The sequence below is a fragment of the Massilia sp. GER05 genome (assembly GCF_052056005.1).
Taxonomy (GTDB): Bacteria; Pseudomonadota; Gammaproteobacteria; order Burkholderiales; family Burkholderiaceae_D; genus Telluria; species Telluria orientalis.
The window spans coordinates 5,371,216-5,384,281 of sequence record NZ_CP178858.1; the positions used below are offsets into that span (position 1 = coordinate 5,371,216).

At 65.3% G+C, this 13,066-nt stretch carries 9 protein-coding genes; 5 read left to right on the top strand and 4 right to left on the bottom strand.

Features of this window, described 5'->3' with window-relative positions; genetic code table 11:
- Positions 1–127 precede the first annotated feature (127 nt).
- On the top strand, positions 128–3,244 hold the full coding sequence (locus ACL58G_RS23870; RefSeq protein ID WP_440963394.1) for a TonB-dependent receptor: 3,117 nt from the start codon (positions 128–130) through the stop codon (positions 3,242–3,244).
- A 117-nt stretch (positions 3,245–3,361) separates the two neighbouring features.
- Here the strand turns inward: ACL58G_RS23870 and ACL58G_RS23875 are convergent, their stop codons facing one another.
- Positions 3,362–4,105 (bottom strand): oxidoreductase, encoded by a 744-nt coding sequence (locus ACL58G_RS23875; protein ID WP_440968101.1) that lies wholly within the window; start codon positions 4,103–4,105, stop codon positions 3,362–3,364.
- Positions 4,106–4,197: 92 nt separating this feature from the next.
- Between ACL58G_RS23875 and istA the strand changes: the two genes are divergently transcribed.
- Positions 4,198–5,277 (top strand): IS21 family transposase, encoded by a 1,080-nt coding sequence (gene istA, locus ACL58G_RS23880; protein WP_440962794.1) that lies wholly within the window; start codon positions 4,198–4,200, stop codon positions 5,275–5,277.
- Complete coding sequence (istB, locus tag ACL58G_RS23885; RefSeq protein WP_413382469.1) at positions 5,274–6,059, top strand: IS21-like element helper ATPase IstB; 786 nt, start codon at positions 5,274–5,276, stop codon at positions 6,057–6,059. The genes istA and istB overlap by 4 nt, the downstream gene beginning before the upstream one ends.
- A 71-nt stretch (positions 6,060–6,130) precedes the next feature.
- Here istB and ACL58G_RS23890 read toward each other — a convergent pair whose 3' ends face one another.
- Both ACL58G_RS23890 and ACL58G_RS23895 read right to left on the bottom strand, forming a co-directional pair.
- Positions 6,131–6,574, bottom strand: a complete 444-nt coding sequence (locus ACL58G_RS23890; protein WP_440963395.1) for a PAAR domain-containing protein — start codon at positions 6,572–6,574, stop codon at positions 6,131–6,133.
- A gap of 226 nt (positions 6,575–6,800) precedes the next feature.
- Positions 6,801–9,833 (bottom strand): TonB-dependent receptor, encoded by a 3,033-nt coding sequence (locus ACL58G_RS23895; RefSeq protein ID WP_440963396.1) that lies wholly within the window; start codon positions 9,831–9,833, stop codon positions 6,801–6,803.
- A 454-nt stretch (positions 9,834–10,287) separates the two neighbouring features.
- Here ACL58G_RS23895 and ACL58G_RS23900 point away from each other — a divergent pair, with 454 nt between their 5' ends.
- Positions 10,288–11,547 (top strand): ROK family protein, encoded by a 1,260-nt coding sequence (locus tag ACL58G_RS23900; protein ID WP_440963397.1) that lies wholly within the window; start codon positions 10,288–10,290, stop codon positions 11,545–11,547.
- A 23-nt stretch (positions 11,548–11,570) separates the two neighbouring features.
- On the top strand, positions 11,571–12,647 hold the full coding sequence (locus ACL58G_RS23905) for an oxidoreductase (RefSeq protein WP_440963398.1): 1,077 nt from the start codon (positions 11,571–11,573) through the stop codon (positions 12,645–12,647).
- Here the strand turns inward: ACL58G_RS23905 and ACL58G_RS23910 are convergent.
- Positions 12,644–13,063, bottom strand: a complete 420-nt coding sequence (locus ACL58G_RS23910) for a MarR family winged helix-turn-helix transcriptional regulator (RefSeq protein ID WP_413388084.1) — start codon at positions 13,061–13,063, stop codon at positions 12,644–12,646. The two genes, ACL58G_RS23905 and ACL58G_RS23910, sit on opposite strands and share 4 nt — an antisense overlap.
- Positions 13,064–13,066: the final 3 nt, after the last annotated feature.

The window sequence follows — 13,066 nt, forward strand, 5'->3', positions numbered from 1 at the left end:
TGTTAGGGCGAGCGCAAAAAATACCGAACAAGGAGAACCGTTACCGGAAAATGAACGCTGCACCGACCATCTCACCGCAAGACCAAAAAGGCCTCAAGGCCACCAGAGAAGAAGAGAGAGGAGACAAATGATGCACCACTGGAACAGCGCCGCCCGGCGCAAGACACCGTATTGCCGCAACGCGTTTGCACTGACCGTCCTGGCCGGCCTCGTGTCCAGCGCCTGGGCGCAGGACAACACCGAACTGAAGGCGCAGGGCAGCGCCCCGACCGTTACCGTGACGGGCTACCGCAGCTCGCTGGCATTGTCCGCGCTGGAGAAGCGCGAGAACAACGGCCTCACCGACACCGTGTTCTCCGAGGACATGGGCAAATTCCCCGACCCGAACATCGCCGACGCGCTGTCGCGCGTGCCGGGCGTCACCGTGACCCGCGCGTCGATCGACGGCGAAGGCATGAACATCTCGATCCGCGGCATGGGGCCGGCGTTCACCCGCGTGCTGCTGAACGGCGCCCCGATGGCGTCCGCTTCGGCCGGCAGCTGGGGCGGCAACATCAGCGCCAACCGCGAAGTGGACATGGACTTCCTGCCGTCCGAACTGTTCCGCAGCGCGACCGTGTACAAGAGCCAGCAGGCCGACATCAGCGAAGGCGGCGTGGCCGGTACCGTCAACATGCGCAGCGTGCGCCCGTTCGACAAGAACGGCTTCCGTTCGGCGTTCACGGCCAGCGGCAACTACCGCGACAAGGACGGCAAGTGGGGCAACACGGGGTCGGCCCTCGTCAGCAACACGTGGAACACGCGCTTCGGCAAGGTCGGCGCGCTGTTCGGCTTCGCCTGGGGTAACACGAAATACCACACCGACGTGTTCCAGACCGTCGACATGCGCACGTTCCGCCTGAATGCGGACCAGCGCAACGCCTCCGACCCGGCCTCGATCGGCGGCGACTACTTCAACAGCCCGACCACCGTCCCCAGCGGCATGGACCTGTCGTCCCTGCCGGCGTACGCGCAGGCCGTGCTGAAGCCGGGCGCGCCGATCGACCGCGCGATGCTGCTGGCGCTGAACCCGGGCGCGACGATCCAGCAGATCGACAACGGCCTGATGGGCCGCCTGCCGCGCTACCTGGTGTATGACGGCGAGCGCCGCCGCCGCGGCGAGACGCTGAGCTTCCAGTGGCAGCCGAACGAGGACTGGATGGTCTACACGGACCTGATCTTCGCCCAGAAGGGCAACAAGATGCAGCAGGAAGACATGGCCGCCGGCATGCGCGCCAATACCCCGATCCCGATCGGCCTGACGTTCGACCGCACCGACTGCTCGGCCTATTGCACGATCACGGGCGGCACGCTGGCGAATACCTTCTGGGGCCTGGAGTTCCGCCCGATGAAGGAAAACACGCACTTCCGCAGCATCAATCCGGGCTTCGAGTGGCACGCGTCCGACCGCCTGACCATCGACGGCCACGTCAACTACACGGACAGCGAGTTCTACCGCGACATGCCGACCGTGCTGGTGGCGACGCAGTCGGCGCCGACCGTCGTCAAGTACGACAACTCGACGCCCGGACAGATTCCGGTCATGTCGAGCAACATCGACATCAACGACCCGACCAAGTTCGGCTGGTACCAGCCGGGCCAGGGCCTCTCCGGCCTGCGCGGCGACATCTACCAGCGCCGCAACACGACCAAGGGCTCGCGCCTGAACCTGAACTGGGGCGACGACACGTTCGCGATCAAGGTGGGCGGCTCGTTCGACGACATCACGCGCCGCTACACGGACTACGGCAACGCCGACGCGTGGATGAACTACACCTGCGGCAACCAGACCAGCTACCAGTTCATCCAGCCGGACCGGGCGCTGCAAGGCCAGTGCGACGGCCGCTTCGCGCCGGGTCCGATCCCCGCCGGCACCTATCCCGGCTACGGCACAGGCTACACGCAGGGCCAGACGGCGCCGCTGACCTATCTGGGCTCCGCGGTCACGAACGGCGACCTGGCGAAGTACGTCCACAAGAGCGATCACGGCTTCATCACGATCGACTGGGACAAGTTTGCCCAGGACACCAACTACCAGCACTACCGTAACCTGTTCTTCGCCGCGCCGACGACCAACGGCGGCTACCTGCGCGAGAAGGTGTCGGCATTCTACGTCTCGACCAATGGCCGCTTCCCCGTGTTCGGCCACACGCTGCGCTACAACGCCGGCGTGCGCTACGCGACGACGGAGCAGACGATCGGCGCCCCGGTCAACACGCCCGACCCGCGCAACGCCGCGCAGGGCCTGCAACAGGGCGGCCGCTACCCGGACATGCAGACCTGGGTGTACGAATCGACCAAGTACCACAACATCCTGCCGTCGTTTAACCTGTCGTACAACCTGACGAAGAACGTGATCGCGCGCCTGTCCGGCTCCAAGTCGCTCACCCGCGCCAATCCGGCCGACCTGCACCAGACCCAGCTCTCGATCGGCGACCAGGGCGTGAACCAGGGTAACGTGACGAACCCGAACCTGAAGCCGTTCAAGGCCAACAACCTGGACGCGGGCCTGGAATGGTATTTCAGCCGCGAAGGCTATGTCGCGCTGTCCGGCTTCGCCAAGGACATCGTGAGCCGCCCGGGCCAGCGCCAGATCGACTACACGTTGTCCGACCTGGACAAGATCTACGGCACGGTGGGCCTGACGGACGCGCAGCAGGCGGCCGTGGACGCCGCCGGCGGTCGCGACAAGAAGCACGTGATCATCACCGAGCCGTACATGATCGACTCCAAGCTGAAGGTGCGCGGCCTGGAATTCACGTGGCAGCAGCCGCTGGACATGCTGCCGGTGAAAGGCTTCGGCTTCACGGGCAACTTCACGTACACGAAGCAGAAGGATGAAGCCGCGGGCGCACCGCCGGTGGCCGGCGTCCCGCCGCGCACCAACAACCTGACCGTGTACTACGAGAAGGACGGCCTGAACCTGCGCGTATCGCGCCAGTACCAGGCTAGCCTGATCAGCAACACGAACACGGGGCTGGGCAATGGCGTGTATGCGTATTCGACGGGGCGCTCGCAGGTCGACATGTCGGCCGGCATCAACCTGCAGAAGGTGTTCGGCTTCGGCTACAACGCGGACCTGACGCTCAGCGTCTGGAACCTGAACAACGCGAAGAGCCAGAACTACACGGCGTTCTCCAACGCGATCTTCGACGAGAACAAGCCGGGCCGCAGCTACACCATGTCCCTGCGTACCTCGTTCTGATCACTTAGTTGCGTCTCCCCGGGCCGTTTTGCTGGCGGTCCGGTATTCATGGAGCGGCCGTGTCTCCGGCCGCTCCTTTTTTATTTCGCAGTTTCCGGCCCGCGGGCCGCGCGCCCGTCAGGCCGCGCGAGCGTCGTCGTCGGGCGTCGCGTAGACCGGGAAGTCCGTATATCCGGCTTCGCCACGGCGCGTGTAATAGGACGAGGGGGCCGCTTCAGCCAATGGCCAGCCGTGTCGCAGCCGTTCGGCCAGGTCAGGGTTCGCGATATAAGGCCGACCGAAGGCGATCAGGTCGACGAGGCCGGTGTCGAGAGCACGTTGCGCACTGGCGCGGCCGTCGAAGCCGCCACACCAGATAATCGCACCCCTGAACTTCGTTCGCACTTCTGCAAGCAGGGCGTGATCGATGTGGCTGGCCTGGAACTCGGCGGTTTCCATATTCCCTTCGGGCATCAGCTCGTACACGAGATGCAGATAGGCGACGCCGCGTCGCCCCAGTTGCTCGGCAACATAGACCAGGGTTTCCACCGCAAGCGGGTCCGTCGGCATGGCGTTGAATGTTCCGAACGGGGAAAGGCGAACGCCGACGCGTCCGGGGCCAAGTTCCCGTACCGCCGCGTCGACGACTTCCATCAGGAAACGGGTACGGTTGGCCACGCTTGCGCCACCATAGCGATCCGTACGGGTATTCAGTACCGAGTTCATGAATTGATCGAACAGGTACCCGTTCGCACCATGGAGTTCGACGCCATCGAAGCCGGCGTCGCGCGCGTGGGCGCAGGCCTGGGCGAAGGTCGTCACCAGCTCCGCGATTTCATGGGTATGAAGCGCCCTGGGCGCGCCCGCCGGGACATGCCCCAGCCTCCCGTGTCAGCAGCGGTTGTAAACTGATACAGGCAGCGATTGAAAACTGATACACCGATTTGAGAAGATGGCCGCTTTGCGGAGCGGCCTTGAAACCCAAAGAGGTGTACGTGGAAGTCAAGCTACTGAAGAAGCATGGGTTGAGCCTTCGGCAGATTGCCGCTGAAGTCGGCTGCGCAGTGAACACGGTGCGCCGGCATCTGGCTCTGGAGGCCGTGCCGAAGTACGAGCGCAAGGTCAAGCGCCAGACGAAGCTGGCGCAATTCGAGCGGTATCTGAGGGATCGGCAGCAGGCCGCCCAGCCCGATACGATTCCAGCCACGGTGCTGTACCGTGAGATCGCAGCGCGCGGCTACGAAGGCGGCATGAGCCAGCTGCGCGCCTTCATGCGCACGCTGCGCCCGACGCCGCCGGTAGATCCGGTGGTGCGTTTCGAGACGGCGATGGGCGAGCAGCTGCAGGTGGACTGGGTCGAGTTCCGCAAGGGCAGCGCGCCGCTGTATGCATTTTGCGCCACGCTCGGCTTTAGCCGGGCCAGCTATGTGGAGTTCGTCAGCAACATGAAGGTGGAAACCCTGATCGCTTGCCACGAGCGCGCTTTCGCTGCCTTCGGTGGCGTGACGCGGCGGGTCCTGTACGACAACATGAAGACGGTGGTACTGGAGCGCGACGCTTACGGCGAAGGCGAGCACCGCTTCCATGCCGGCTTCCTGGACTATGCCAGGCATAGCGGCTTTGTGATCAAGCTGTGCCAGCCGTACCGTGCCAAGACCAAGGGCAAGGTCGAACGCTTCAACGGTTATCTGCGCCGTTCGTTCTACGTGCCGCTGGTGAGCCGGCTGGCGCAGAGCGGCCAGAAGCTTGATGTCGTAACGGCCAACGTGGAAGTGGCTCACTGGTTGCAAGAAGTGGCCAATGCACGCATCCACGGCACCACCGGGGAGCCGCCAGCCGCGGCGTTGAAGCGGGAGTCGGAGCACCTGCAGCCACTGCCAGCACCGTGGCGGGCAGACATTGCGGCAGCCCGGCCGCAACCGGCAGTAACGGCGCCTGCGGCACCACGGCCGGCGGCAGTGGTGGAGCGGATCGCGCAACCTTCTCCGGTACAGCATCCGCTGCAGGTCTACGACGCGCTGCTGATGCGGGTATCGGAAGGAGTGGTGGCATGAATCTGCAGCATGAGCGGATCGCGGCGCTGTGCGAGAGCCTGAACCTGCCGTTCGTGGCGCAGGGCTACAGCGCCGCAACCCAGAAGGCAGCCAAGCAGGGAACGGCCTACAGCGACTTCCTGGAAGGCTTGCTGAGGGAGGAAGTAGCTGGACGCAATGTGCGCAAGCAAAGCACGCTGACCCGGCTGGCCGGATTCCCGGCAGTGAAGACGCTGGATGAGTTCAACTACGACTTTGCCAAGGGCGTCAAACGCAGCCAGGTCGAGGAGTTGGCCGGCCTGGGCTTCGTCGAACGGCATGAAAACGTGGTACTGGTCGGCCCCAGCGGCGTGGGCAAGACGCACTTGGCAATGGCCCTCGGTTACAAGGCCACGCAGGCCGGCATCAAGACGCGCTTCACGACGGCAGCCGACCTGTTGCTGGCGTTGACGACGGCGCACACGCAGAACAATCTGAAGGCGGTGATGCACCGCGCGATCAAGGCATATCGGCTCCTGATCATCGACGAGATCGGCTACTTGCCGATGAACCGGGAACAGGCCAATTTGTTCTTCCAGGTGATCGCGGCCATGTACGAGCGCAGCAGCCTGGTCGTGACCAGCAACCTGCCGTTCGGGCAATGGGACACGACCTTCGCGCAGGACACGACGCTGACTGCGGCCCTGCTCGACCGGTTGCTGCACCATGCGCATATCGTGCCGATTGCAGGGGAAAGCTATCGCTTGAAACACCAGCGACAGGCCGGAATGATGAGGGGGAACGACGTTGCAGAACTGGGCTGAACACGGACGGTGTTCGGCGACGGCGGTGTATCAGTTTTAAATCGCTGGCATGACGAAATCTGTATCAGTTTTCAATCGCCGTTGACAGTAGAGCGATCCACGACCTGGAAACGGCCGCGAAACCGGTGCTCCTCTTTACCCACCGCTTCATCCTGATAGCCAGCAGCCTTGGTCTCACCGACACTCCCAAAGCCTTTTGGAAGCGCGCCGCCGGCTGCGGACTCGGCAGCCCCCTGCCCGGCCCCACCCGACGGCTCGGTCAGCGTCATCATCTGACTGGATATCAACGTGGCGCCGCAGGCAACCTTGCAGCCGTGATAGGCAACGGCATGGCCGTCATCGATCAGGCTCGGGTCGCCCTGACTGATCGGGAACACCCCTTTGCAACGCGGACACGACACCATGTCGCCGACGCGCGCCCACCCCTTCCCCATCGTGTCGCAAGTGGGTGAGCACGTGATGACTGTGCCGCCATGGCTGGTCTTATCGCCGAGAACGATCAATGGCTGGCTCATCGCCCCTCCTGAGTGATTAGATCGAAATGCCGGGGCGAATGTTAGCAGCGCAGCAATTCCGAAGGCTCACCAAATGTCACGCAGGAAAATTTTCGCGACACATCGCACAGCCCACAGGTCAGGGGGTTGAGCTACTTCAAAGCCGACAAAGCCAAAAACGAAACGGGCCACCCCGCAGGGTAGCCCGGCATCCCACGCGACGCGGAAGCGCCGCGTCAGCAACTCATCAGAACTTGTAGCGCGCGCCCAGCATGTAGCGCGGGCCGCCGGTCGTGACCTGCAGCACCTGCTGGTCGCTGCGGCCGTGCGTGCGCTGGGTCGAGTCGGTCAGGTTGATCGCCTCGAGCGACACGGACAGGTTCTTGTTGACGTTGTAGCCGATCGACAGGTCGGTCTGGCCGTACGGCTCGACGTACTGCGGGTTCGGCTTGCCATTGTCGGCCACGTTCGCCAGGAACTCGCCGCGCCAGTTGTAGGCCAGGCGCACCGACCACTTGTCGTCCTCGTAGATACCGACCAGGTTGGCCGAGTTCGACAGGCCGACCAGCGCGAACTGGTTACCCGTGCCCAGGTTGTCGTACTTGAGGTCCGACTTCACGTACGTGTAGTTCGCCTGGAAGCCGAGGCCGTTGCTGAACATGTGCTGCCAGTTGACTTCCGCACCCTTCAGCGAGGCCTTCTTCTGGTTGATGTACGTTGTGATCTGGTACGGCAGCGCCGGGTCGCCCGGCACGCCCGTGATCGTGCCGGTGTAGTGCCCTTCCCCGTTGATGCCCTTCGACGTCACGCCCGGCTGGCCGTTGAAGTTCTTCAGGATGTAGTCGCGCATGCAGTTCGTGTCGGTCGCCACGCAGCCCGACGCGATCGCAGCCTTCCAGTAGGCGCCGCCCACCGGCGTCAGCGCCGTCGGCGACGGCGACGTGACGACGGTCTGGCCCGCGTAGTCGGACAGGTCCTTGTGGAACAGGCCCAGCGACACCATGCTCTGCTTCGTGTAGTACCACTCGGTCGACAGGTCCAGGTTCTTCGACTTCACCGGCGTCAGCGCCGGGTTGCCGCTGCTGCCCGTCACGCCCGTCACGCCCGCCGTCGAGCTGTACGTGGTACCGCCCTGGATCTGGTCGTAGCGCGGACGGCCGATCGACACGCCGTAGCTCGCGCGCACCTTCAGGTCGGAACGCACGTCCATGTCCCAGTCCACGGTCGGCAGGAAGTTGCTGTACTTGCCATGCTGCGTCTGGAAGACCTGGTTGCCGAAGTCCACCGGCAGTTCGTTCTGCGAGATCCAGCGCACGCCGACCGGCAGCTTGGCGAGACCGGTCGACGCGACGTCGGTCTTCTCGTAGCGGAAGCCGATACCGGTGTGCATCGGCAGCGCGGTATCCCAGTCGGTGTTGAACTGCATGTACAACGCCTTGGTCTTCTCGATCGTCGTGCGGTCGAAACTCGGGTTCGCGAGGCTCGGGGTGTAGCCGGCCTGGTCGCCCGTGACCTTGATCGCGTTGTCGCGCACCTTGGCGAAGTCGAACAGCATGAACTGGTTGTACAGGCGCGGATCGCCCGAGCCACCCAGCTTGCTGAAGTACTGGCTGATGGTGTCGGCATGCCACAGGCTCTGGTCATAGTCGACGCCCGCGTTGTTCGACGTGCCGCCCGCCCACGTGTCGCGCTGCACCTGCTGGAACACGGAATGGTTGTTGACCTTCGTGTGCGACAGGCCGAAGTTCAGGTTCGACGATTCGAACAGCTTCAGGCTGCCGCCGGCCTGGATCTGGTCGATCTTCATCTTGTTCAGGCCGTCCTGGAACCACGAACCGGACACCTGGTTCGGCGAGGCCTGGTAGTTGGCGCCGCCCGGGATGACGAGGATCGGCATCTCCTGCGTGAAGTCGACGCCGGTCGTGTTGCGGCTGAAGGTGACGGTCGCGAGGTCGTTGTTCGAACCGAACGGGCTGTCCTTCTCGGCCTTGGCCTGCGAGTGGTGCATGTCCAGCGACAGGCGCAGGGCCGGCGAGGCGCGCCACTGCGTGTTGAAGCCGATCGAGTCCAGGGTCGACTTGGTGGCGAAGTTACCGCCGTTCATCGCCAGATCCTGGTTCTTCACCTGCTCTTCATAATAGATCGGCGACGCGAGCGGACCGTTGGTCCAGCTGCTGGTCTGGGCGTTCAGCGGGTGATTGAACCAGACCGACAGTTCGTGGTACTTGGTCTGGATCTTGTTCTGCGCGTACGTGTAGTCCAGCGTGGTCGTCAGTTCCTTGACCGGGCGGAACTGGAACGTCAGCTGGCCGTTGGTACGCTGGCGCTGCGAGCCGCGCACGAAGTACGACAGGTTCTGCGGCGTCAGGTAGATGTCGGACGCCTTCGGCGGATTCGTCACGCCGGCGCCGTTCGCGGGGATCGGACCCGGGTCGTCGCTGACGGTGTTGCCCTTGTACGGGCCGAGCCAGCCGTTGGTGATGGCCGCCTGGTTCACGCCCAGGTTGCGCGACTGGTAGCTGCCGGTGACGGCGAGGCCGAACATGCCGTCGTTCCACGTGGTGCTGTACAGGCCCGAGACTTCCGGCGTGATCTTCTTGCCGGCGTCGATACCCGGCAGGTTGTTGTTCGACTTGTCGTACACACCCTTGACGCCGATGCTGGCCTGGCTGCCCAGGTCGAGCGGACGACCGGTCATGATGTTCAGCGTGGCGCCGATGCCGCCCGGGGGCGTGTCGGCGCGCGCGCTCTTGTACACCTGGATCTGCGACACGGCTTCCGAAGCGAGGTTCGAAAAGTCGAATGCGCGGCCGGCCTGGTCGGCCAGGCTGGCGGTCGGCATCTGGCGGCCGTTCAGCAGCACGACGTTCAGGTCGGGGCCAACGCCGCGCACGGTGACGTTGGCACCCTCGCCGCGCGAACGGTCGATGGACACGCCGGAAATGCGCTGCAGCGATTCGGCCAGGTTGGTGTCGGGGAATTTGCCGATGTCGTCGGCGACAATGCCGTCGACGATACCATCGGAGTTACGCTTCAGGTTCAGCGTGGACTGCATGCTGGCGCGGATACCCTTCACGACGACGGTGTTCGTCGCGACGCCCTGCACCGGCGCGGTGACGGCCGGGTCGTTGGGCGATGCGACGCCATTGGAAGCACCATTGCTCGCGTCCTGTGCGAATGCCGGTGCGACCAGGGCGGCGCAGGCGCTCGCAACGGCGAGGCTGATCAGGCGGTGCCTGGTGTTCAGGTGGTGGGTAAAGACCCTCTTGGTGTGCAGCACTGTGTCTCCTCTCGTCTCTCGAAAAAAACGCCGCGCCCGCCGGGCGGCGACGTCCGTGGTGGTGGTACTACTCCTGGCGTACCCGCTTCATGGATTGACTCTTTGGTCACTGATAGCGGACATCATTTGTTTAAGATTAAGAACAATACTTCCATTGGTCAATCGGTCGAACCAACTGTTTGCACGGTCGAGAGGCGCCCGCGCACCAGTTTGGGCGGTGGTTATTCGTGAGAATGATGCATTACGTAACGTACGTATGGCCATGTCCGGTTTTTGTTCAAGAAATCGATTTCATAAATAAATCAATTACTTCGTTCGGAACCGCGACAAAGCGCATCCCGTTATACTTTTCACCAACCGACAGCGCGGGAGTTATGATTATGCATAATGCATGACCAACAAAATTTTCCAATCTGTTGCATAATCATCACAACCCACTTGATTTTTCCCACCCATGCCCGTCACCGGTGACCAGCAACTCCTCAAGCAACTGAACCGCATGGCACTGGTTCGCCAGGTCAGCATCCAGCCTGGACTGTCGCGCGCGGCGCTGGCCGATGTGCTGGGCCTGACGAAATCCACGATCAGCCTGCTCGTGCGCGAACTGGTCGACGAAGGCTGGCTCACGGAAAGCGAACTGCTCGTGACGGGCGAAGTGGGCCGGCGCGCCACGCCCCTGCACCTGGACCCGTCGCGGCTCGCCCTGCTGGGCGCCGACCTGGGCGTGGACGAGGCCCGCGTCGTCGCGACGAACCTGCTGGGCGAAGTGCTCGACACGCGCATCCTCACGTACGAAGACCCGGCCGATCCCGCCTCGTGCATCCGCCTCGTTGCGCTCGCGCTCGTGAAACTGGCGAAGCGGCTCGCCCGCCCTGCCGGCCACGGCAAGCCGCGGCGCGTGCTCGGCGTCGGCATCGGCCTGCACGGCGCCGTCGACGAGGCCCTGGGCCTGCTGCGCCACGCGCCGCACCTGGGCTGGCGCGACATCGACGTGGCCGGCATCGTGCGGACGCACGTCGCCGGCTCGCCGCTGGACGGGCTGCCGCTGTACATGCAGAACGAGGCGAACGTGGCGGCGCTGGGCGAATTCGAATTCGCCGACCAGTCGGGCACCGATCCGCTGATCTACCTGTCGATCGGGTATGGCGTGGGCGCCGGCGTGATCGTCAACGACCGCCTGCTGACCGGCCTGCACGGCTATGCCGGCGAGGTGGGCCACGCGATCCTGCAGGCGGGCGGCCCGCTGTGCCAGTGCGGCCGGCGCGGCTGCGCCGACGCGCTGATCGGCCTCGGTTCGCTGCTGGGCCGCGAACGCCCCAGCCATCCCGCGCTCGAGCGGCTGTTCCAGCGCGTGGCCGACGGCGACCCGGCGACGTGCGCCGCCGTGGACGCGGCCGGCCGCCAGCTCGGCATCCTGCTGAACAACCTGTGGGCCGGCTTCGATCCGATGGCGATCGTCATCGGCGGCCCCGCGCTGCAGCTGGGCGACGCCTTCATCGAACCCGCGCGGCACGTGCTGGCCGCCTATGCGCACGCCGCCATGCTGCCGCCGCCCGCCATCCGCACCTCGCATTTCGGCGCCCAGGCCGTCGCCGTGGGCGCCGCCGCGCTGGCGCGCTACCGCGTCACGCGTCCGCTCGACGTGCTGCGCATCGAGCGCGAGACCGGCCGCGGCACGGCCACCCGCCCGGCGGGGCTGGCGCTGCCGCACTGACCGCAACAACATCAAGGAACACAATGACCGCTGACACGATCAACGTTGGACTCATCGGCTATGGCTTCGCCGGCCAGGTCTTCCACGCGCCGCTGCTGCGCACGACCCCGGGTCTCGCCATCGCCGCCGTCTCCAGCCGCAATCCGGACAAGGTACGCGCCGACCTCGGCAGCGTCGCCGTCCATGCGGAGCCGGCCGCCCTGCTCGCCGATCCGGACGTCGCCCTCGTCGTGCTGGCCAGCCCGAACGCGACCCACTATCCGCTGGCGCGGGCCGCGCTGGAGGCGGGCAAGCACGTCGTCGTCGACAAGCCGTTCACGGATACGGCCGCGCAGGCCGCGGAACTCGTGCGCCTTGCGGAAGACAAGGGCCTGCTGCTGAGCGTCTACCACAACCGCCGCTGGGACAGCACGACGCGCACCGCGCTGCGCCTGCTCGCCGGCGGCACCCTGGGACAAGTCCGCCACGCGGCCATGCACTTCGACCGCTTCCGCCCGCAGCCGCAGGAACGCTGGAAGGAAGAGGCCGATGCGGGCGGCGGGATCTGGCTGGACCTGGGTCCGCACCTGATCGACGAAGCCCTGCTGTACTTCGGCGAGCCGCTCGCGATCGAGGCGGACCTGCCCATCCTCCGTCCGGGCAGCCGCTGCGAAGACCAGTTCCAGGCGCGTCTGCGCTATGCGGACGGCCTGCGCGTGGACCTCGGCGCCAGCATGCTGGCCGCCGTCGCGCGCCCACGCGTGGCGCTGCATGGATTGAACGGGAGCTGGGTCAAGCAGAGCCTCGACCCGCAGGAAGCGGACCTGATCGCGGGCCGCCGGCCGAGCGGCGATGCGGCCGCATGGGGCGTGGACGCCGAGACCGGCGTGCTGGCCGTCCTGAACGATGGCAAGGTGGCGTCGTCCGCCGTGCCGACCGAAAACGGCGCGTATCCGTCGTACTACGCCGGCATCCGCGACGCGCTGCTCGGCAAGGCGCCGAATCCCGTGCCGGCCCATCAGGCGCTGACCGTCATGCGCCTGCTCGACGCCGGCCGGATCAGCGCGGCGGAACGGCGCGAAGTGCTGTTGTCCGAAGTCCCCGCCCTGAGCCTGCCTTAAGCCTGCCCCGCCTCCAGGTTCGCGCGCACCCGCTCCAGCAAGTCGAGCAGGGTCGCGCGGTCCGCTTCCGCAATCCCCTCCAGCGCCGTCTCGGCCAGCGCGCCGTCATGGCGGTGCAGCGCCGCGAACATCGCCTTGCCCGCCTCCGACAGCGACAGCCGCGTGCTGCGCTTGTCCGTCTCGTCCGCGACCGCGTCGAGCAGCCCGCGGTCGCGCAGGCCGCGGATCAGGCGTGCCAGCTGGGCCTTGTCGCGTCCCGAATGCGCGGCGAGGTCGCTCTGCGTCGCACCGGGCCGGCGCGCGAAGAAACCCAGTACCTTGATCTCCATGTGCGCCAGGTCGTGCGGCCCGGCACGCAGGCTGCGCTGCTGGGCCGAACGGTACAGGTGCATGATCGCGTGGACGCGTTCCAGCACCTC